Source organism: Aquabacterium sp. T101 (assembly GCF_057219775.1).
In genome coordinates, this window is record NZ_JBXVVZ010000005.1 from 158,028 (window position 1) to 177,824 (window position 19,797).

At 71.6% G+C, this 19,797-nt stretch carries 26 protein-coding genes; 21 read left to right on the forward strand and 5 right to left on the reverse strand.

The annotated features are described in order from the left end of the window. Positions 1–11: 11 nt before the first annotated feature. Positions 12–1,541, reverse strand: a complete 1,530-nt coding sequence (locus AC2EAQ_RS14250; RefSeq protein ID WP_484644996.1) for a cryptochrome/photolyase family protein — start codon at positions 1,539–1,541, stop codon at positions 12–14. Between the two features lie 90 nt (positions 1,542–1,631). On the opposite strand from AC2EAQ_RS14250, the gene AC2EAQ_RS14255 reads away from it, so the two are divergent. The 7 genes from AC2EAQ_RS14255 to AC2EAQ_RS14285 are packed head-to-tail and all read left to right on the forward strand — an operon-like array spanning position 1,632 to position 7,343. Further along, entirely contained in the window at positions 1,632–2,216 is a 585-nt protein-coding gene (locus AC2EAQ_RS14255) for a YqgE/AlgH family protein (protein ID WP_484644997.1), read from the forward strand. Next, the gene (ruvX, locus tag AC2EAQ_RS14260; protein WP_484644998.1) at positions 2,213–2,632 is read left to right on the forward strand and encodes a Holliday junction resolvase RuvX; all 420 of its coding nucleotides are present in this window, start codon (positions 2,213–2,215) and stop codon (positions 2,630–2,632) included. Before AC2EAQ_RS14255 ends, ruvX begins: the two co-directional genes overlap by 4 nt. Continuing rightward, entirely contained in the window at positions 2,629–3,141 is a 513-nt protein-coding gene (pyrR, locus tag AC2EAQ_RS14265; protein WP_484644999.1) for a bifunctional pyr operon transcriptional regulator/uracil phosphoribosyltransferase PyrR, read from the forward strand. Before ruvX ends, pyrR begins: the two co-directional genes overlap by 4 nt. Beyond that, entirely contained in the window at positions 3,141–4,103 is a 963-nt protein-coding gene (locus tag AC2EAQ_RS14270) for an aspartate carbamoyltransferase catalytic subunit (RefSeq protein ID WP_484645000.1), read from the forward strand. The genes pyrR and AC2EAQ_RS14270 overlap by 1 nt, the downstream gene beginning before the upstream one ends. Beyond that, positions 4,100–5,410, forward strand: a complete 1,311-nt coding sequence (locus AC2EAQ_RS14275; RefSeq protein ID WP_484645001.1) for a dihydroorotase — start codon at positions 4,100–4,102, stop codon at positions 5,408–5,410. Before AC2EAQ_RS14270 ends, AC2EAQ_RS14275 begins: the two co-directional genes overlap by 4 nt. 16 nt (positions 5,411–5,426) lie before the next feature. Next, positions 5,427–6,191 carry a lysophospholipid acyltransferase family protein gene (locus AC2EAQ_RS14280; RefSeq protein WP_484645002.1) on the forward strand — a complete coding sequence of 255 codons (765 nt, stop codon included), beginning with the start codon at positions 5,427–5,429 and terminating at the stop codon, positions 6,189–6,191. A gap of 9 nt (positions 6,192–6,200) precedes the next feature. After that, positions 6,201–7,343 carry an HD-GYP domain-containing protein gene (locus AC2EAQ_RS14285; protein WP_484645003.1) on the forward strand — a complete coding sequence of 381 codons (1,143 nt, stop codon included), beginning with the start codon at positions 6,201–6,203 and terminating at the stop codon, positions 7,341–7,343. A gap of 19 nt (positions 7,344–7,362) precedes the next feature. On the opposite strand, the gene gpmA is transcribed toward AC2EAQ_RS14285, so the two are convergent. After that, a complete protein-coding gene (gene gpmA / locus AC2EAQ_RS14290) occupies positions 7,363–8,106 on the reverse strand; it encodes a 2,3-diphosphoglycerate-dependent phosphoglycerate mutase (protein WP_484645004.1) in 744 nt (247 codons plus the stop codon). A gap of 73 nt (positions 8,107–8,179) precedes the next feature. Between gpmA and AC2EAQ_RS14295 the strand changes: the two genes are divergently transcribed. The 4 genes from AC2EAQ_RS14295 (at position 8,180) to AC2EAQ_RS14310 (ending at position 10,510) form a co-directional block, all read left to right on the forward strand. Beyond that, positions 8,180–8,596, forward strand: coding sequence for a rhodanese-like domain-containing protein (locus AC2EAQ_RS14295; RefSeq protein WP_484645005.1), 417 nt, complete (start codon positions 8,180–8,182; stop codon positions 8,594–8,596). Between the two features lie 60 nt (positions 8,597–8,656). After that, complete coding sequence (gene grxC, locus AC2EAQ_RS14300; protein WP_484645006.1) at positions 8,657–8,923, forward strand: glutaredoxin 3; 267 nt, start codon at positions 8,657–8,659, stop codon at positions 8,921–8,923. A gap of 95 nt (positions 8,924–9,018) precedes the next feature. Then, the gene (gene secB, locus AC2EAQ_RS14305) at positions 9,019–9,483 is read left to right on the forward strand and encodes a protein-export chaperone SecB (RefSeq protein WP_484645007.1); all 465 of its coding nucleotides are present in this window, start codon (positions 9,019–9,021) and stop codon (positions 9,481–9,483) included. A 19-nt stretch (positions 9,484–9,502) separates the two neighbouring features. Beyond that, the gene (locus tag AC2EAQ_RS14310) at positions 9,503–10,510 is read left to right on the forward strand and encodes an NAD(P)H-dependent glycerol-3-phosphate dehydrogenase (protein WP_484645008.1); all 1,008 of its coding nucleotides are present in this window, start codon (positions 9,503–9,505) and stop codon (positions 10,508–10,510) included. 5 nt (positions 10,511–10,515) lie between these two features. Here the strand turns inward: AC2EAQ_RS14310 and AC2EAQ_RS14315 are convergent, their stop codons facing one another. Continuing rightward, positions 10,516–10,986, reverse strand: coding sequence for a tRNA (cytidine(34)-2'-O)-methyltransferase (locus AC2EAQ_RS14315; RefSeq protein WP_484645009.1), 471 nt, complete (start codon positions 10,984–10,986; stop codon positions 10,516–10,518). Between the two features lie 11 nt (positions 10,987–10,997). Next, complete coding sequence (locus AC2EAQ_RS14320; RefSeq protein WP_484645010.1) at positions 10,998–11,681, reverse strand: ComF family protein; 684 nt, start codon at positions 11,679–11,681, stop codon at positions 10,998–11,000. 66 nt (positions 11,682–11,747) lie between these two features. Here AC2EAQ_RS14320 and AC2EAQ_RS14325 point away from each other — a divergent pair, with 66 nt between their 5' ends. From AC2EAQ_RS14325 to AC2EAQ_RS14360, 8 genes are read left to right on the forward strand one after another with little or no spacing between them, the layout of a single operon-like run. After that, entirely contained in the window at positions 11,748–12,653 is a 906-nt protein-coding gene (locus AC2EAQ_RS14325; protein WP_484645011.1) for a class I SAM-dependent methyltransferase, read from the forward strand. 54 nt (positions 12,654–12,707) lie between these two features. Beyond that, positions 12,708–13,298 (forward strand): DUF2244 domain-containing protein, encoded by a 591-nt coding sequence (locus AC2EAQ_RS14330; RefSeq protein ID WP_484645012.1) that lies wholly within the window; start codon positions 12,708–12,710, stop codon positions 13,296–13,298. 5 nt (positions 13,299–13,303) lie between these two features. Continuing rightward, positions 13,304–14,488, forward strand: a complete 1,185-nt coding sequence (coxB, locus tag AC2EAQ_RS14335; RefSeq protein WP_484645013.1) for a cytochrome c oxidase subunit II — start codon at positions 13,304–13,306, stop codon at positions 14,486–14,488. A 21-nt stretch (positions 14,489–14,509) separates the two neighbouring features. Beyond that, positions 14,510–16,150 (forward strand): cytochrome c oxidase subunit I, encoded by a 1,641-nt coding sequence (ctaD, locus tag AC2EAQ_RS14340; protein ID WP_484645014.1) that lies wholly within the window; start codon positions 14,510–14,512, stop codon positions 16,148–16,150. A 19-nt stretch (positions 16,151–16,169) separates the two neighbouring features. Further along, on the forward strand, positions 16,170–16,283 hold the full coding sequence (locus AC2EAQ_RS14345; RefSeq protein ID WP_484645015.1) for a cytochrome oxidase small assembly protein: 114 nt from the start codon (positions 16,170–16,172) through the stop codon (positions 16,281–16,283). A gap of 5 nt (positions 16,284–16,288) precedes the next feature. After that, positions 16,289–16,888, forward strand: a complete 600-nt coding sequence (locus AC2EAQ_RS14350; protein ID WP_484645016.1) for a cytochrome c oxidase assembly protein — start codon at positions 16,289–16,291, stop codon at positions 16,886–16,888. Then, positions 16,885–17,130: a DUF2970 domain-containing protein gene (locus AC2EAQ_RS14355; protein ID WP_484645017.1), complete on the forward strand. Its 246-nt coding sequence runs from the start codon at positions 16,885–16,887 to the stop codon at positions 17,128–17,130. Before AC2EAQ_RS14350 ends, AC2EAQ_RS14355 begins: the two co-directional genes overlap by 4 nt. 33 nt (positions 17,131–17,163) lie before the next feature. After that, the gene (locus AC2EAQ_RS14360; protein ID WP_484645018.1) at positions 17,164–18,057 is read left to right on the forward strand and encodes a cytochrome c oxidase subunit 3; all 894 of its coding nucleotides are present in this window, start codon (positions 17,164–17,166) and stop codon (positions 18,055–18,057) included. A 76-nt stretch (positions 18,058–18,133) separates the two neighbouring features. Here AC2EAQ_RS14360 and AC2EAQ_RS14365 read toward each other — a convergent pair whose 3' ends face one another. Then, complete coding sequence (locus AC2EAQ_RS14365) at positions 18,134–18,358, reverse strand: DUF2909 domain-containing protein (protein ID WP_484645019.1); 225 nt, start codon at positions 18,356–18,358, stop codon at positions 18,134–18,136. Positions 18,359–18,388: 30 nt separating this feature from the next. Between AC2EAQ_RS14365 and AC2EAQ_RS14370 the strand changes: the two genes are divergently transcribed. Continuing rightward, positions 18,389–19,117 (forward strand): SURF1 family protein, encoded by a 729-nt coding sequence (locus AC2EAQ_RS14370; RefSeq protein ID WP_484645020.1) that lies wholly within the window; start codon positions 18,389–18,391, stop codon positions 19,115–19,117. After that, positions 19,077–19,796 (forward strand): SCO family protein, encoded by a 720-nt coding sequence (locus AC2EAQ_RS14375; RefSeq protein WP_484645021.1) that lies wholly within the window; start codon positions 19,077–19,079, stop codon positions 19,794–19,796. The genes AC2EAQ_RS14370 and AC2EAQ_RS14375 overlap by 41 nt, the downstream gene beginning before the upstream one ends. The last annotated feature ends 1 nt before the right edge of the window (position 19,797 follow it).

Below are 19,797 nucleotides of genomic sequence, written 5' to 3' on the forward strand. Positions count from 1 at the left end.
CGCCTCTCCGTCTAGGCGCCCCGCACCGCCGCGTAGCGCGCCAGCGTGCTTTCGCGCGCCACGTCGTGCTGCACCACCGGCAGCGGGTAGTCGCGGCCCAGTTCCACGCCGGCGCCGGCCAGGTCCAGCGGGCGGGCCAGCCAGGGCGCGTGGATCAGCTTGTCGGGCAGGGCGGCCAGCTGCGGCAGGTAGCGCCGGATGAAGCGGCCCTGCGGGTCGAACTTCTGGCTCTGGCTCACCGGATTGAAGATGCGGAAGTAGGGCTGGGCATCGCAGCCGGTGGAGGCCGCCCACTGCCAGCCGCCGTTGTTGGCCGCGAGGTCGAAGTCATTCAGGTGCAGGGCGAACCAGGCCTCGCCGCGGCGCCAGTCGATGCCCAGGTCCTTGGTCAGGAAGCTGGCCACCACCATGCGCAGCCGGTTGTGCATGTAGCCCGTGTGCAGCAGCTGCAGCATCGCCGCGTCCACCAGCGGGTAGCCGGTGCGTCCGTGGCACCAGGCCTCGAAGTGCTCGTCGGCCTGACGGCCATGCTCCCAGCGCAGGCGGTCGTACTCGGGCCGGAAGGCGTGGCCCGCCACATGGGGGTGATGGTGCAGCACCTGGTGGTAGAAGTCGCGCCAGATCAGCTCCGACAGCCACACCTCGGCGCCGCGCGAGCCGGCCTGGGCGCGCTGCCAGGCCTCGCGCGCGAGGCGGCGCACCGACACCGTGCCGAAGCGCAGGTGCACCGACAGGTAGCTCGGCCCCTTCACCGCCGGGAAGTCGCGCGCGCGGTCGTAGTCGTCGATGCGCTGCAGGAAGTCGTCCAGCAGCGCCGTGGCGCCGTCGGGCCCGGGAGGCAGGCGCAGCGTGGCGAAGTTGGTGGCTTCGAAGCCGATGTCGGCCAGCGTGGGCACGCCGGTGCGCAGCGCGGCCGGTGGCGGGGCCAGCGCCGCGGCGTGGCGCTGCACCGGGTAGGCGCGCAGGTAGTAGGGCTCGAGCCTGCGCAGCCAGGCGTTCTTGTAGGGCGTGAACACCGAGAACGGCCCACCCGACTGCGTCAGCACCTCGCTGCGCTCGAACACGACATGGTCCTTGCTGGTGTGCAGCGCGATGCCGAGGTCGGCCAGATGGCCGCGCACGGCCGCGTCGCGCGCCAGCGCGGCCGGCTCGTCGTCGTGGTTGCAGTACACGGCCTGCACGCCCAGTTCCGCGGCCAGCCGGGGCAACTCGTCGCGCGCGGGGCCATGACGCACCAGCAGCGCGACGCCCTCCACCCCGTGGCCCCGCCCCAGCGCGGCCAGGGCGGCGTCGACGCCGACCAGGCTTTCGCGGATGAACTCCACGCGGCGGTCGGCCCGCGGCAGCGCGTCGAGGATCTCGCGGTCGAAGACGAAGGCGCACCACACGCGGCGCGCCGAGCGCAGTGCGTGGTACAGCGCGGCATGATCGTCCACGCGCAGGTCGCGCCGCAGCCAGACCAGGGCGCGGTCGAGCAGCGGCGCGGCGGGGCTGCCGGCGTGCTGAGGGCCGGCAGGCGGAGGTGGGCGGGCACCGGGCATGGCGCCAGCTTATCGGCTCGGGCGCCGCGTTGCAGGGTCCGGCCCTTCGGCGCCGGTGGCGCCGCACGGCCGCCGACTAGAATCGGCGCCATGGCGGAACCCGGTCGCATCAACCTGACCAATCAGTTCCTGATCGCCATGCCGGGCATGGGGGACCCCACCTTTGCCGGCTCCGTGATCTACCTGTGCGAGCACACCGAGAAGGGCGCGCTCGGCCTGGTGATCAACAAGCCCGTCGACATCAAGCTGCGCAACCTGTTCGAGAAGGTCGAGCTGAACCTGACGCGCGAGGACCTCGCCGAGGCGCCGGTGTTCTTCGGCGGCCCGGTGCAGACCGAGCGCGGCTTCGTGCTGCACGAGCGCCTGTCGGCCGACGGCAGCCCCTACAGCTCCACGCTGGCGATCGCCGGCGGCGCGCTCGACATGACCACCAGCAAGGACGTGCTCGAGGCCCTGGCCGAGGGCGCCGGCCCGCGCAAGCTGCTGGTCACGCTCGGCTACAGCGGCTGGGGCGCGGGCCAGCTCGAAGACGAGATCGCGCGCAACGGCTGGCTCACCGTGGACGCCGACCCGCAGATCATCTTCGATACGCCGGTCGAGCAGCGCTACGACCGCGCCGTGTCGCTGCTGGGCTTCGACCCGCACATGCTCAGCCAGGAGGCGGGGCACGCATGAGGGCTGCGCCGCGCGCCGCTGTGTCGCCCCGCATCCTGCTTTCCTTCGATTTCGGCACCCGCCGCGTCGGCGTGGCCAGCGGCAACACCGTCACGCGCACCGCCACACCGCTGGCGACGCTGGCCGTCGAAGGCGACGCCCGCTTCGACGCCATCGGCCGGCTGCTGCGCGAATGGGCCCCCGACGCCCTGGTGGTGGGGGTGCCGCGGCACCCCGACGGCGCGCCGCACGACAATACCCGCCGCGCGCAGCGATTCGCCCGCCAGCTCGCCGGCCGCTTCGGGCTGCCGGTGCACGAGGTGGACGAGCGCTACACCACCACCGAGGCCCATTCGATGGGCGCGGCCGACGCCGACGCGGCGGCGGCCGCGCTGATCCTCGAGCAGTACCTGCGAAACGAGACGCCGACGCCATGACCCAGACCCTCAATCTCGACGCCGAAGCGCTCTACGCCGCGCTGCGCGACGGCGTGCGCCGGCTGCTGGCCGAGCGCCCCGATGCCGCGCTGGTGGGCATCTGGTCCGGCGGCGCCTGGCTGGCCGCCCGGCTGCAGGCCGACCTCGGCCTGCCGGGCGAGGCCGGCACCATCACCAGCGCGCTGCACCGCGACGACTTCGGCGAACGCGGCATGGCCACCGGCACCGGCACCACGAAGCTGCCGTTCGCGATCGATGGCCGTCACATCGTGCTGGTGGACGACGTGCTCTACACCGGGCGCACGATCCGCGCCGTGATCAACGAGCTGTACGACTTCGGCCGCCCGGCCAGCGTGTCGCTGGCGGTGCTGGTGGACCGGGGCGGGCGCCAGCTGCCGATCGAGCCCGCCTTCGCCGCCGCGCGCCTGACGCTCGCGCACGGGCAGCGCCTGCGCCTGGTGCAGGCCGAGGGCGGACGCCTGAGCTTCGACGTGAAGGAGCGCCACTGATGCTCTCGCGCCGCAATCCGCAGCTCAATGCCAACGGCGAGCTGATCCACCTGCTGTCCATCGAGGGCCTGCCGCGCGCGGTGATCACGCAGATCCTCGACACCGCCGGCACCTTCCTGTCCGTCAGCGAGCGCGACGTGAAGAAGGTGCCGCTGCTGCGCGGCAAGAGCGTGTTCAACCTGTTCTTCGAGAACAGCACGCGCACGCGCACCACCTTCGAGATCGCGGCCAAGCGACTGTCCGCCGACGTGATCAACCTCGACATCGCGCGCAGCAGCACGGCCAAGGGCGAGAGCCTGCTCGACACGATCGCCAACCTGAGCGCGATGCACGCCGACATGTTCGTGGTGCGCCATGCCGAGAGCGGCGCGCCGTACCTGATCGCCCAGCATGTCGCGCCGCACGTGCACGTGATCAACGCCGGCGACGGGCGCCATGCGCACCCGACGCAGGGCCTGCTGGACATGTACACGATCCGCCACTTCAAGGGCGACTTCACGCAGCTGTCGGTGGCCATCGTCGGCGACATCGTCCACTCGCGCGTGGCGCGCTCGGACATCCATGCGCTGACCACGCTGGGCGTGCCCGACATACGGGCCGTCGGCCCCAAGACCCTGGTGCCGGGCGACCTCGCCGGCATGGGCGTGCGGGTGTGCCACGACATGGCCGAGGGCATCCGCGACGCCGACGTGATCATCATGCTGCGGCTGCAGAACGAGCGCATGAGCGGCGCGATGCTGCCGTCCGCGGGCGAGTACTTCAAGCGCTTCGGGCTGACGGCCGACAAGCTCGCGCTGGCCAAGCCCGACGCCATCGTCATGCACCCCGGGCCGATCAACCGCGGCGTCGAGATCGACTCGTCGGTGGCCGACGGCCGCGCCAGCGTGATCCTGCCGCAGGTCACGTTCGGCATCGCGGTGCGCATGGCGGTCATGTCCACGATCGCAGGCAACGAAGCATGAAGCTCCTGATCAAGAACGGCCGCCTGATCGACCCGGCGCGCGGCCTGGACCGGGTGGGCGACCTCGCCACCGCGGGCGACCGCATCGTGGCCCTGGGCGAGGTGCCGCGCGACTTCGTACCCGAGCGCACCCTCGACGCGACCGGCCTCGTGGTGGCACCCGGCCTGGTGGACCTGGCCGCCCGCCTGCGCGAGCCCGGCCACGAGCACGAGGGCATGCTCGAAAGCGAGCTGGCCGCCGCCGCGGCCGGCGGCGTGACCAGCCTCGTGTGCCCGCCCGACACCGACCCGCCGCTGGACGAGCCCGGCCTGGTGGAGATGCTCAAGTTCCGCGCGCGCAAGCTGTCGCGCTGCCGCGTGTTCCCGCTCGGCGCCCTGACGCGCGGCCTGGCCGGCGAGGCCCTCACCGAGATGGCCGAGCTCACCGAGTCGGGCTGCGTCGGCTTCTCGCAGGCCGACTCGCCGGTGCTCAACACGCAGACGCTGCAGCGCGCGCTGCAGTACGCGTCGACGTTCGGCTACACCGTGTGGCTGCGCCCGCAGGACCCGTGGCTGGGCAAGGGCGTGGCCGCCAGCGGCGCCGTGGCCACGCGGCTCGGCCTGGCCGGCGTGCCGACGGCGGCCGAGACGGTGGCACTGTTCACCCTCTTCGAGCTGATGCGCACCACCGGCGCGCGGGTGCACCTGGAGCGCCTGTCCAGTGCCGCGGGCGTGGAGCTGCTGCGCCGCGCCAAGGCCGAGGGCCTGCCGGTCACGGCCGACGTCAGCATCAATTCGCTGCACCTCACCGACGTGGACATCGGCTTCTTCGACCCGGCGCTGCGCCTGGCCCCGCCGGTGCGCCAGCAGCGCGACCGCGACGCGCTGCGCGCGGCGCTGGCCGACGGCACGATCGACGTGCTGGTGTCCGACCACACGCCGGTGGACGCCGACGAAAAGACCCTGCCGTTCGCCGAGGCCACGCCCGGCGCCAGCGGCCTGGAGCTGCTGCTCGGCCTGGCGCTGCACTGGGGCGAGCAGGCCGGCCTGCCGCTGGGCACCACGCTGTCGCGCATCACCTGCGACCCGGTGCGGGTGCTGGGCCCGGCCATCGGCACGCTGGCCGCGAGCGCCGGCCGCCTGGTCGAGGGCGGCGTGGCCGACGTCTGCGTGTTCGATCCGGCGGCGCGCTGGCGCGTCGGCGACGACACGCTGGTGAGCCAGGGCAAGCACACGCCGTTCGCCTTCGCCACCAGCGGCTTCGAGCTGCCCGGGCGCGTGCGGGCCACGCTGGTGGCCGGCACCGTGGCCTACGAAGCCGCGTCCTGATGCAGGCGCGAGGGTGATGCGGGCGCTGGTGGCCAGCTGGCGGCTGTTGCGCGTGCTGGTGCACGGGCTGCACGGCCTGGCCATCGTGCTGTCGCGCTTCCCGTCGCTGCCGGCCGCCCGCCGCCATGCACTGGTGGGCTGGTGGTCGGCCAAGCTGCTGCGCGTGATGGGGCTGCGCCTGCAGGCCAGCGGCACGCCCCGGCCCGGCGCCAAGCTGGTGGTGGCCAACCATGTGTCGTGGCTCGACATCGCCGCCCTGCATGCCGTGCTGCCCGAGGCGCGCTTCGTGTCCAAGAGCGACGTGAAGCACTGGCCGCTGGTGGGACGCCTGGTGGCCGGTGCCGGCACGCTGTTCATCGAGCGCGAGAGCAAGCGCGACGCGCTGCGCGTGGTGCACCAGAGCGCCGACGCGCTGCGCGCCGGCGACACCGTGGCGGTGTTTCCCGAAGGCACCACCGGGCCCGGCCCCGAGCTGCTGCCCTTCCATGCCAACCTGCTGCAGGCCGCCATCGCCACCGGCGTGCCGGTGCAGCCGGTGGTGCTGCGCTTCGCCGACGCGGCCCATGCCTTCAGCCCCGCGGTCGAGTTCGTCGGCGACACCACGCTGGCGCAGAGCCTGTGGCGCATCCTGGGCGCCCGCGGGCTGCAGGTGCACGTGACCGTGCTGTCCGCCGAGGGCAGCCGCCACGCTGACCGGCGCGCGCTGGCCGAGCACCTGCGCGACCAGATCGGCCAGTGCCTCGCGTCGGTGTCCATTGCGCCGCCCCCGTCGCCGCCCTAGAGTCGGCCCATGAACGCGCCGGGGCTTCGACTCCTTCGTCTGGTGCAGCGCCAGGTGGTCGTGGGCCAGCCCTTGCCCTTCGGCGTGCGCGACGAAAACGGCAAGCTGCTGCTCGCGCGCGGGCAGGTGGTCGAGGACGACGCCCAGTTGGCCGCGCTGCTCGAGCGCGGCGCCTATGTCGACGCCGAGGAGGCACGCGCCGTGGCCCAGGCCGGTGCCGCGGCCGCCGGTGCCGCCTCGCGCAAGCTCACGCTGTTCGACCTGTGGGAACAGCTGATCTGGCACCTGGAGCGCGTGCTGCGCAGCACCGACGAGCCGGGGCTGCCGGCGCGGCTGGACGAACTGGCCGACATGCTGATGTCGCTCGTGCGGCGCGAGCCCGACATCGGCATCTACCTGGCGATGCGGCAGGACCCGAAACGCCTGTCGGTGTATGGCATGACGCATTCGCTCTACACCGCGATGGCCTGCGCGCTGGCGTCGTGGCGCCTGGCCTGGCCCGACGCCGACACGCGGCGCCTGGTGAAGGCCGCGCTGACGATGAACATGACCATCATCGAGCTGCAGGGCCGGCTGGCCACCCAGGGCAACAAGCCGACCGAGGCGCAGTTCGAGCGCCTGCGGGCCCATCCCGACGCGGCGGCCGACCTGCTGGCCGCCGCCGGCGTGGACGACGCGCTGTGGCTCGACGCCGTGCGCCAGCATCACGAGCGGCGCGACGGCGCGGGTTATCCGCGCGGCCTGTCCGAGGTGGCGCCGCTGGCGGTGGCGCTGCGCCAGGCCGACGTGCTGCTGGCCAAGGTGAGCCCGCGCACGGGGCGCAAGCCGCTGCCGATCCAGCAGGCCCATCGCGAGATGTTCGCCGAGTGTGGTGGCGACCCGTTCGCGTCGGCGCTGATCAAGGAGTTCGGGATCTATCCGCCCGGCGACTTCGTGCAGTTGCGCAGCGGCGAGCAGGCCGTGGTCGTGCGCCGCGGTGCCAGCGCCAACACGCCCGAGGTGGCGGCCATCACCGACCGCAAGGGCATGCCGGTGACCAGCTCGGTGCGGCGCGACACCGCGCGCGCCGAATTCGCGATCACCGGGCCGGCGCCGGACGGCTCGATCGTGCTGCGCGTGCCGCCCGAGCGGCTGTTCGGCCTGGTGGCCTGACGGCCCCCCGGCTGCGCCCTCAGGCCTTGCCCTGCGCGGCCACCGCCGCCGCGGCACGGGCCGCGGCCTCGGCATCGCCGAGGTAGTAGTGGCGCAGCGGCTTGAGGTCGTCGTCGAGCTCGTAGACGAGCGGGATGCCGTTGGGAATGTTCAGGCCCACGATCTCGGCGTCGCCGATGCCGTCGAGGGACTTGACCAGGGCGCGGATGGAGTTGCCGTGGGCGGCGACCACGAGCCGCTTGCCCGAGCGGATGGCCGGCGCGAGGGTGTCGTTCCAGCACGGCATCACGCGTGCGACCGTGTCCTTCAGGCATTCGGTCAGCGGCACCTGGCCCGGCTGCAGGTTCGCATAGCGCCGGTCGGATCGCTCGCAGCGCGGGTCGGCCGCGTCGAGCGCCGGCGGCGGCACGTCGTAGCTGCGGCGCCAGGTGAGCACCTGCGCGTCGCCGTACTGTCGCGCCATGTCGGCCTTGTTCAGGCCCTGCAGCGCACCGTAGTGGCGTTCGTTCAGGCGCCAGTCGTTCACCACCGGCAGCCAGGTCCGGTCCATCGTGTCCATCGCGTGCCACAGCGTCCAGATCGCCCGCTTGAGCACCGAGGTCACCGCGAGATCGAACTCGTAGCCCGCCTCGCGCAGCAGGCGCCCGCTCTCGCGCGCCTGCGCCACGCCGGTGTCGGTGAGCGGCACGTCGGTCCAGCCGGTGAACCGGTTCTCCAGGTTCCAGGTCGATTCGCCGTGGCGGATGAGGACGAGCTTGTGCATGAACAGGGGCGCGAAAGGCAGGGGGAGGGCGCGAATTGTATGATTCGCGCCCCTCGCACCCACCCTGCCTGCCGTGCTCGAGTTCCTCCTCCAGAACTGGTATCTCGTCGTCATCGCCCTCGTGTCCGGCGCCCTGCTGCTGTGGCCGCAGATCAAGGGCGGTGCCGGCGGTGGCTCGGTCGACACCAACGAGGCGATCCGCCTCGTCAACCGCGAGAAGGCGGTGCTGGTGGACGTGTGCGAGCCGGCCGAGTACGCCGCGGGGCATGCCATCGGCGCGCGCAATGTGCCGGTGAGCCAGCTCGCCGGGTCGAAGGACCTGCCGACCAACAAGGCCCTGCCGATCGTGCTGATGTGCGCCACCGGCGCGCGCTCGTCGCGGGCCGCGGCCACGCTGCGCAAGGCCGGCCACGAGAAGGTGGTGTCGCTGGCGGGCGGTCTGCGGGCCTGGCGCGACGCCAACCTGCCCGTGGAGAAGTCCGCAGCCTGAGTCGGGTTGCCCGCGGGCGCGGCCTGCGCGTCCTGCAGGGCTGCACCACAATCCGGGGTCATGAACCCCGTGCGCATGTACACCACCCAGGTCTGCCCGTACTGTCTGCGTGCCAAGGCGCTGCTCAAGCAGCGGGGCGTCGCGGCGATCGAGGAGATCCGCGTCGACATCGACCCCGCGCAGCGCGACCTGATGATCGAGCGCACCGGGCGTCGCACCGTGCCGCAGATCTTCATCGGCGACACCCATGTGGGGGGCTGCGACGACCTCGTCGCGCTGGACCAGCGCGGCGGCCTGCTGCCGCTGCTGCAGGGCCAGGCCGCCTGACCTTCCCGCCGTCCGGCCAGGCCGCAGCGCTCGGCGATAATCCGCGCCCCTGAACCCGCTGGCCCGGCGGGTTCGTCTCATTGGACACCTGCATCATGGCCGAAGCCCAAGCGCCCACCCCCGTCTTCAACATCCAGCGCATGTACCTGAAGGACCTGTCGCTGGAGCAGCCGAATTCGCCGCAGATCCTGCTCGACGCGCAGCAGCCGGCCGTGGACATCAACCTGTCGGTGTCCGCCGAGAACGTCTCCGAGGGCATCTTCGAGGTCTGCGTCACCGCCACCGTCACCACCAAGGTGGCCGAGCGCACGCTGTTCCTGATCGAGGCCAAGCAGGCCGGCATCTTCGAGCTGCGCGACCTGCCGGCCGACCAGATGCAGGCGATCCTGGGCATCGTCTGCCCGGGCATGGTGTACCCGTACCTGCGCGCGATCGTGTCGGACGTGTGCACCCGCGCCGGCTTCCCGCCGGTGCTGCTGTCGGAAGTGAACTTCCAGGCCATGTTCGAGGCCCAGCAGCAGGCAGCCGCCCAGGGCAACGGCGCCAGCCTGGCCAACTGAGCCACCGCGCGACGTTCGCATGAACGTCAGCTTTCTCGGTGCGGGCGCCTGGGGCACGGCCCTGGCTGCCCGCGTGGCCGCGCGACATGCCGTGTGCCTGTGGTCGCGCGACCCGGCCCAGGCGGCGGCCATGGCCACCACGCGGGAGAACCGGCGCTACCTGCCCGGGGTCGCGCTGCCGCCTGCCGTCGACGTGACGCACGACCTGTCGCGGGCACTCGCCCATGCCGAGTCGGGCCTGCTGGTGGTGGCCACGCCGATGGCCGGCCTGCGTGGCCTGCTGGGCGCGGTGCCCGGCGACGCCCGCCTGTTCTGGCTCTGCAAGGGGCTCGAAGCAGGCAGCGGCCTGCTCGGCCACGAGATCGCGCGCGAGCTGCGCCCGCAGGCGGCGGTGGGCGTGCTGTCGGGCCCCAGCTTCGCGGAAGAGGTGGCCCGCGGCCAGCCCACGGCGCTGGTGGCGGCAAGTGCCGACGCCGCACTGCGCGACGCCGCGGCGCAGGCCTTCCACGACGACGTGCTTCGCCTCTACACCAGCGCCGACCCGGTCGGCGTGGAAGTGGGCGGCGCCGTCAAGAACGTGATGGCCATCGCCACCGGCCTGTGCGACGGCCTGGCCGCCGCGTCGCCGCCGGGGCCGGGCGTGCCCGGCCTGAACGCGCGGGCCGCGCTGGTCACGCGCGGGCTGGCCGAGATGACCCGGCTCGGCGTGGCGCTGGGCGCGCGCGCCGACACCTTCATGGGCCTGTCGGGCCTGGGCGACCTGGTGCTCACCGCCACGGGCGACCTGTCGCGCAACCGGCGCGTGGGCATGCAGCTGGCGCGCGGCCTGCCGCTGGCCCAGGTGCTGACCGAGCTCGGCCACGTGGCCGAAGGCGTGCACAGCGCCCCGGTGGTGCTGCAGCGGGCCCGCTCTCTCGGCGTGGACATGCCGATCACCGAGTGCGTTGTCGCCGTGCTGCAGGGCCGGCTCGGCGCGGCCGAGGCGCTGCGCCTGCTGATGGGCCGCGGCTCGCGCCCCGAGAGCTGACCGGGTCAGCCGCCGCCGGCCCAGCCGCACTGGCGCCAGGCCTCGAACACCGCTACGGCCACCGCATTGCTCAGGTTCAGGCTGCGCTGGCCGGGCACCATCGGCAGCCGCACGCGCTGCGCCGGGTCGAGCGCGTCGCGCAGCGCCGGCGGCAGGCCGCTGCTCTCGGCGCCGAACACGAGCCAGTCGCCGGCCTGCCACGCCACGTCGTGATGAAAGCGGCTGCCGCGCGTGGTGAACGCGAACAGGCGCTGCGGGTCGGGCCGCGCCTGGGCCAGGAAGGCCGCCCAGTCGGCGTGCCGCTGCACGCTGGCGTACTCGTGATAGTCCAGCCCGGCGCGCTGCAGCAGCCGGTCCTCCATCGAGAAGCCCAACGGCTCCACCAGATGCAGGCGGCACCTGGTGTTGGCCGCCAGCCGGATCACGTTGCCCGTGTTGGGCGGGATCTCCGGGTGCACGAGGACGATGTTGAACATCCGCCGGGACCTCAGGGTGCGGGCGTTCGGGCGTAGACCCACAGCTGCACCGACGAGGCCCCGGCGGCCAGCAGCGTGCGCGCCGCCTCGGCCGCCGTGGCGCCGGTGGTCATCACGTCGTCCACCAGCGCCAGCGGCTGGCCGCACACGTGGCGACTGGCCGCCGGCGTCAGGCCGAAGGCACCGCGGATGGCCTGTGCGCGGCCTTCGCGCGGCAGGTCGGCCAGGTGCGGCGTCTCGACCCGGCGCTGCAGCAGGTCCGCGTGCGAGGCCACGCCGAGCTGGCGCGCGACACGGCGCGCCAGTTCCCAGGCCTGGTTCAGGCCGCGCCCGGCGAGGCGCTCGCGCCCCAGCGGAACCGGCAGCACGCCGGCCGGCAGCGGCACGCCGGCCTGCTGCACCGCCTGCGCGATCTGGCCCGCCATCGTGGGCGCGAGGTCGAGTGCGGCGCGGAACTTCAGGCCGGTCACGAGGCTGCTCCAGGGAAATGCATAGTCCACCGCCGCCACCGCGGCCGAGAACGGCGGCGCCTCGCGCATGCAGGCGCCGCAGCGCAGCGCGCCGTCGGGCACGCGGATGGCGCAGGTGGCGCAGCGGTGGCCGGCCCGTGCATGGCGCACGCGGCAGTCGTCGCAGACGCGGTGGGGCGCCCAGCCGCGGCACACGGCGCACAGGGTCGGCAGTTCGAGCAGCACGGCGTCAATATACTGAGCCGATCATGGCCGTGGCGCTGAAGCGGTTCCCCTCGACAGTGGCTCGGCATGGCTGAGCCGTCGACGCTGCGGCCGGTGGATGCGGTGGCGCTCGCCCGCTGGCGCCGGCGTCTTGCCGAGGCCGGCGAAGCCCCCTGGCTGCACGGCGAGGTGGCGCGTCGCATGGCCGAGCGTCTGCCGATCGTGCGGCAGCGACCCGAAGTCGTGCTCGACTGGATGGCCGCCGCCAGCGGCAGCGCCGAGGTGCTCGCCGGCGCCTACCCCCAGGCGCGGACCCAGCCGGTGCGCGCCGCCGGCGAGGGCGCGCACCAAGATTCGGCCCCTGCGCCGTGGTGGTCTGCACGACGCTGGCGCAGCGCGCCGGTGGCCGTCGATGCCGGCGCGGTGGTGCCCGGCGGGGCGCAGCTGGTGTGGGCCAACATGACGCTGCACGCCGTTGCCGACCCGGCCGCGGAAATGGCGGCCTGGCGCCGCGCGCTGTCGGTGGACGGCTTCCTGATGTTCTCCACGCTCGGGCCCGACACGCTCAAGTCGCTGCGCACGCTGTATGCCGACGCGGGATGGGGCGTGCCGCACGCGCCCTTCGTCGACATGCACGACCTGGGCGACATGCTGGTGCGCTGCGGCTTCGCCGAACCCGTGATGGACCAGGAGCGCATCGTGCTGACCTGGGCGTCGCCGGCGGCGCTGCTGGCCGAGCTGCGCACGCTCGGCGCGAATGCCGACCCGGCACGGCTGTCGGGGCTGCGCACGCCGCGCTGGCGCGCCCGACTCGAGGCCGCCCTGGCCGCGCGCGCGGCGCCGGACGGCCGCATCGCGCTGGAGTTCGAGGTGGTGTACGGCCATGCCTTCAACCCGGCGCCGACGCTGCGGGCCCAGGGCGAGACGCGGGTCGGCGTCGACGAGCTGCAACGCATGGCGCGTGCGGGTCGGCTGGGCGGCACGCTCGGCTAGAATCCGCCGCTGCTTATACAGCCCCCGCTGTGCCTGCCCGTTGAGTTGCCTCACATGACCGCCGCCTCCGCTGCCGCCCCCTGGCTCCGCGCCTCCGCGGGCGGGCTGCCCGCATGGCGGTTCGCCCGGGTGGTGCGCCCCGAGTCCGGCGGCCCGCAGCAGCTCGAGTGGCGGCTGGCTCGCAACTGCTCGCTGACCCCTCGCCAGCTTTTCGCCGCCTATGCCGTGCTGTGCGCGGTGTCGCTGACGATCGCGCTGGCCTTTACGTGGCAGGGGGCTTCTCCGGTGCTGGCCTTCGCGGGCATCGAGCTGCTGCTCGTCGGCGTCGCGCTGCTGGTGTACTCGCGCCACGCCACCGATCACGAACACATCCTGCTGGCGGCCGACTCGCTGGAGGTCGTCCACCGCCGCGGCGGCCAGACCGAGCACCACCGCTTCCGCGCCGCCTGGGTGCGCGTGGAACCGCTGGCCGGCGACCGGTCCCTGGTCGAGCTCACCGGTGACGGCCAGTCCACCCGCGTCGGGCGCTACCTGCGCCCCGAACTGCGCCAGCCGCTGGCGCAGGAACTGCGCCTGGCCTTGCGGGCCCGGCTGGCGCCCGCCCCCCGATTCCCCGATCCCATCGAAGAACCCGCCGCAAAGTGACCACGATGACCCGCCTGACGAAGCTCCGGATGACCTGGCAACGCGCCGCCCGCACCGCAGCGGCCTTCGGTGCCGCCTGCGCGACCACCTCCGCCCTGGCCGTGAACAGCCTGCCGGGCGGCCCGGCCGTCAACCAGCTGGACCTGCATCCGCCGGCGACCAAGATCGCGGCCGAACTGCAGTGGCTGCACAACTACATGATGGTCATCTGCCTGGTGATCTTCGTGGCGGTGTTCGGGGTCATGTTCTATTCGATCCTCAAGCATCGCAAGAGCAAGGGCGCCAAGCCGGCCAACTTCCACGAGAGCGTGGGCGTCGAGATCGCCTGGACCGTGGTGCCGTTCTTCATCGTCATCGCCATGGCGCTGCCCGCGACCAAGGCCGTGGTGGCGATGAAGGACACGACCAACGCCGACATCACCATCAAGGCCACCGGCTACCAGTGGAAGTGGGGCTACGACTACCTCAAGGGCGAGGGCGAGGGCATCGGCTTCCTGTCCACGCTGGACGCATCGCACCGCGCGATGAGCGACTCGGGGGCGCCGGCGCCCACCGACAACTTCCTGCTCAAGGTGGACAACCCGCTCGTGGTGCCGGTGGACAAGAAGATCCGCATCATCACCACCGCCAACGACGTGATCCACGCCTGGATGGTGCCGGCCTTCGGCGTCAAGCAGGACGCGATCCCCGGCTTCGTGCGCGACACCTGGTTCCGCGCCGAGAAGACGGGCGACTTCTACGGCCAGTGCGCGGAGCTGTGCGGCAAGGAGCACGCCTACATGCCGATCCACGTCAAGGTGCTGAGCCAGGCCGACTACGCCAAGTGGGTCGGCGAGAAGCAGGCCGCGATGAAGGCGGCCGCCGATGACCCGGCCAAGGTGTGGCAGCTGGCCGACCTGGTGGCGCGCGGCGAGAAGGTCTACGCGGCCAACTGCGCGGCCTGCCACAAGGCCGACGGCAAGGGCGCGGGCCCGATCAAGGCGCTCGACGGCAGCGCGATCGTGGCCGGTGCCGACCCGGCGCAGCAGGTGCAGATCATGCTGAACGGCGCAGCCGGCGGCGCGATGCCCGCCTGGAAGCAGCTGTCGGACACCGAGATCGCCGCGGTGATCACCTACACCCGCAATTCGTGGAGCAACAAGACCGGCCAGGTGGTGCAGCCTGCGCAGATCGTTGCCGCGCGCAAGTAATTCGTTTCAAGGAATCCGACCATGAGCGCAGTCCTCGACCACGGCCACGGCCACGCCGGCCACGACGATCATGCCCACGGGCATCCGCACGGATGGCGCCGCTGGCTGTTCGCGACCAACCACAAGGACATCGGCACGATGTACCTGCTGTTCAGCTTCGCGATGCTGATGATCGGCGGCGTGCTGGCGCTGGGCATCCGCCTCGAGCTGTTCAAGCCCGGCCTGCAGTTCGTGAACCCCGAACTGTTCAACCAGTTCACCACCATGCACGGCCTGATCATGGTGTTCGGCGCCATCATGCCGGCGTTCGTGGGCTTCGCGAACTGGATGATCCCGCTGCAGATCGGCGCGTCGGACATGGCCTTCGCGCGCATGAACAACCTGAGCTTCTGGCTGCTGATCCCGGCGGCGCTGATGCTCGCCGGGTCGTTCTTCATGCCCGGCGGCGCGCCCGCCGCGGGCTGGACGCTCTACGCGCCGCTGACGCTGCAGATGGGCCCGAGCATGGACGCCGGCATCTTCGCGATGCACATCATGGGCGCCAGCTCGATCATGGGCTCGATCAACATCATCGTCACGATCCTGAACATGCGCGCGCCGGGCATGACGCTGATGAAGATGCCGCTGTTCTGCTGGACCTGGCTGATCACCGCCTACCTGCTGATCGCGGTGATGCCCGTGCTGGCCGGCGCGATCACGATGACGCTGACCGACCGCCACTTCGGCACCAGCTTCTTCACGCCGGCCGGCGGTGGTGACCCGATCATGTACCAGCACATCTTCTGGTTCTTCGGGCACCCCGAGGTGTACATCATGATCCTGCCGGCCTTCGGCATCGTCAGCGCCATCATCCCGGCGTTCGCTCGCAAGAAGCTGTTCGGCTACACGTCGATGGTGTACGCGACGGCCTCGATCGCGATCCTGTCGTTCATCGTGTGGGCGCACCACATGTTCACGACCGGCATGCCGGTGACGGGCCAGCTGTTCTTCATGTACGCGACGATGCTGATCGCGATCCCCACGGGCGTGAAGGTCTTCAACTGGATCGCCACCATGTGGCGCGGCTCGATGACCTTCGAGACGCCGATGCTGTTCGCGGTGGGCTTCATCTTCGTGTTCACGATGGGCGGCTTCACCGGCCTGATCCTGTCGATGGCGCCGGTGGACATCCAACTGCAGGACACCTACTACGTCGTGGCCCACTTCCACTACGTGCTGGTCGCCGGCTCGCTGTTCGGCCTGTTCGCCGGCTTCTACTACTGGAGTCCGAAGTGGTGCGGCGTCATGTACAACGAGACGCTCGGCAAGCTGCACTTCTGGGGCTCGCTGATCTTCTTCAACATCACCTTCTTCCCGATGCACTTCCTCGGCCTGGCCGGCATGCCGCGCCGCTATGCCGACTACCCGATGCAGTTCGCCGACTTCAACGCGATCGCCTCGGTGGGTGCGTTCGGCTTCGGCCTGATGCAGGTGTTCTTCTTCGTGGCCATCGTGCTGCCGGTGATGATGGGCAAGGGCAAGACCGCGCCCCAGCGTCCCTGGAACGATCCGGACGGCGCCGGTGCCGAGGGCCTGGAGTGGGAAGTGCCTTCGCCAGCGCCCTTCCACACCTTCGAGGAGCCGCCCAAGCTCAACGCGGCGGCCACCAAGGTGATCGGCTGAGGTCGTGCAGGACCACACCATGGCCAACGACGACTCGCAGCGCAGGGCCAACCGCCGCCTGGGCCTGATCCTGGCGTCGGTGGCCGCGGCGTTCGCGCTCGGCTTCATGGCCAAGATCGCGCTGCTGGGCTGAGCGTCATGAGCGGCGCACGCTTCGAACGGCTCCGGCGCGACAACGTCGCGCTGGTGGGCAAGCTGGCGCTGATCGCGGTGCTGATGTTCGGCTTCGGCTATGCGCTGGTGCCGCTGTACCGCGCCATCTGCGACGCGCTCGGCATCAACGTGCTGTCGGTGTCGGAGGCGCAGACCGCCGCCTTCGGCAGCCAGCGCGGAGCGGCGCCCAACACGCAGGTGGACCGCTCGCGTACCATCACGGTGGAGTTCGACGCCAACGCCCGCGGGCCCTGGCACTTCAAGCCGGCCATCGTCTCGCTCCAGGTGCATCCGGGCGAGCTGGCCACGGTGATGTACGAGTTCCGCAACATGCAGAACCGCACCATGGCCGCGCAGGCGATCCCCAGCTACGCGCCGCAGCAGGCCAGCCCGCACTTCAACAAGCTCGAGTGCTTCTGCTTCAACGAGTACACGCTGGCGCCGGGCGAGTCGCGTCAGTGGCCGGTGGCCTTCGTCATCGACCCGCGGCTGCCGAAGGACGTGAAGACGATCACGCTCAGCTACACGTTCTTCGAGGTCAAGGGCAAGGTGGCCGCCACGCCGGCCGGGGGCAAGGCGCTGTGACCGACCGGCCCGGCGACGATCTGAAGCAGGCGGTGGCCCGCCGGGGCTCGTTCGTGCGCACGCTGCAGGCCGTGGGCTGGTCGTTCTTCGGCGTGCGCAAGGGCGCCGAGTACGAGAAGGATGTTGCGCAGCTCAATCCGCTGCACGTCATCGTCGCCGGCATCGTTGCCGCGGCGTTGTTCGTGGGCGGGCTGCTGCTGCTGGTGAAATGGGTGATCGGCAGCGGCGTGGCCGCCGGCTGAGCGCAGGGTTTCGATTCGAGGAGAGACGAGAACATGTCCGCAGCGACGACGCATCATTCGGGGGCGACCCCCTACTACTTCATTCCCTCGCCGTCCCGCCATCCGGTGCTGGTGGCCACGGCGATGCTGCTGGTCATCTTTGGCGCGGGCCAGTGGGTGAACGGCGTGTCCTGGGGCAAGTTCTTCGTGTTCGGCGGCCTCGCGATGTGGGCCGTGATCATGTACCAGTGGTTCAGCCAGGCCATCAGCGAAAGCGAAGGCGGCCTCTACAGCGACCGCATCGACGTGTCCTTCCGCTGGAGCATGAGCTGGTTCATCTTCAGCGAGGTGATGTTCTTCGCGGCCTTCTTCGGCGCGCTGTACTGGGCGCGTGTCCACGCGCTGCCGATGCTGGGCAACCTGGAGCACCAGCTGCTGTGGCCCGACTTCCGCGCCGTGTGGCCCGGCGTGGCCAACCCCGGCGTCACCGCGGCGCCGGGAGGCACGGTCGAGCCCTTCTCGGTGATCGGCCCGTGGCCGCTGCCCACGGTGAACACCGCGCTGCTGCTGACCTCGGGTGTCACGCTCACCATCGCCCACCATGCGCTGCTGGCCAACCAGCGCGCCAAGACCGTGCTGTGGATGTGGATCACCGTGGCGCTGGGCACCATCTTCCTGTTCGTGCAGGCCTACGAATACGCGCATGCCTACCAGGACCTGAACCTCAAGCTCAGCTCGGGCATCTTCGGTTCCACCTTCTTCATGCTCACGGGCTTCCACGGTTTCCACGTGTGCGTGGGCGCGCTGATGCTGCTGTTCATCACGCTGCGCATCCAGAAGGGCCACTTCACGCCGCAGCGGCACTTCGGCTTCGAAGGCGCCGCGTGGTACTGGCACTTCGTGGACGTGGTCTGGCTCGGTCTGTACCTGCTCGTCTACTGGTTGTGACGGCGGGCGTCCGGCCTCAAGACGCAAAGAGCGCCTCGCGGCGCTCTTTTGCTTTGGGCCGTGACCGACGCGCTGGCTACCGGCCGGTGGGCAGCCCAGTGGGCTTGATCCAGCCGAGCTGCCAGGCCAGCAGCACGAACAGGAACACCGCCACCGACACGCCCACCCGGACCGCCAGCGCGCGGGCCATGCGCTTGTCGGCGCCCGCGGCCGGATCGACCGGGCGCTTGAGCATGAACACGCCGGCGCTGGCCAGGGCCACGAGCACGGCCAGCAGGGCGATCACGATGACGACTTTCATGCGGCCGCATTGTCGCAGGGGCCGCCGGGCATGACGCCGCGCGTTCGCCGCATCGTCGTGGCGGTGGCCGCGCTCGTGTGCGCCGCCGTCACCGCCCGGCTCGGCCTATGGCAGCTCGACCGCGGCGCGCAGAAGACCGCGCTGCAGGCCGCGATCGACGACCGGGGCGCGCTGCCGCCGCTGCGCGACGCCGATCTGGCGTCGGACGCCACCGAGGCTGCCCGGCAGCACCACCGCCCCGTGCAGCTGACGGGCCATTGGTCGACGCCGCACACGGTGTTCCTGGACAACCGGCAGATGGGCGGTCGCCCCGGCTTCTTCGTGGTGACGCCGCTGAAGCTGGCCGACGGGCGCGCGGTGCTGGTGCAGCGCGGCTGGGCACCGCGCGACCTCCTCGACCGCACGCGGGTGCCCGCACCGCCCACGCCCGACACCCTGGTCAGCGTGTCGGGCCGCCTGGCACCGCCGCCGGGCCGGCTCTATGAGTTCGACACCCCTTCGGCCGACGCAGCCGGCCCCATCCGGCAGAATCTCGACCTCGTCGCATTCGCCCGCGAAACCGGCCTGAACCTGGTGCCGTCGTCGGTGCTCCAACGGGAGCCGGTGGCGCCTGCCGACGGCCTGTTGCGCGACTGGCCGGCGCCGTCGCTCGGCGTGGCCAAGCACCACGGCTACGCGTTCCAGTGGTTCGGCCTGTCGGCCTTGGTGGTCATCCTCTATGTCTGGTTCCAGCTCATCCAACCCCGCCGAAGGCGCTGACGCCCCGCACGCCCGGCCGCTGCAGCTGTCGGTGCATTCGCTGCCGCCGCTGGACATCGCCGCCGACGAGGCCTCCCGGCGCACAGCGGTGGGCCGCTGGAAGCTGCTGCTGGTGCTGCTGGCCTGCGCCGCCCCGGTGATCGCCTCGTACTTCACCTACTACGTCGTGCGGCCCGAGGGGCGCAGCAACTATGCCGCCATCATCGAGTCGGCCCCCGAGATCCCCGCCGGCCTGCCGCTGCGCGACCTCGACGGTCGCAGCGTCGACGCGAAGTCGCTGCGCGGCCAGTGGCTGCTGGTCGCGGTGGCCGGCGGCGACTGCGACAGCGCCTGCGAACAGCGCCTGTATGCCCAGCGCCAACTGCGCGAGATGACCGGCCGCGAGCGCGACCGCATCGACAAGGTGTGGTTCGTCGTCGACGAGGCGCCCGTCAAGCCGGCCCTGCGGGCGGCCCTCGAGGCGGCGCCGCCGACCCAGGTGCTGCGCGTGCCGATGGCCGACCTGTCGCGCTGGCTGGCCCCGGCGCCCGGCGAACCGCTGGGGGCCCACCTGTACGTCGTCGACCCGATGGGCCGCTGGATGATGCGCGCGCCGTCGACGCTCGAACCGTCCCGATTCAAGCGCGACATCGACCGCGTGCTGCGCGCGTCGTCGTCGTGGGACACGCCCGGGCGCTGAC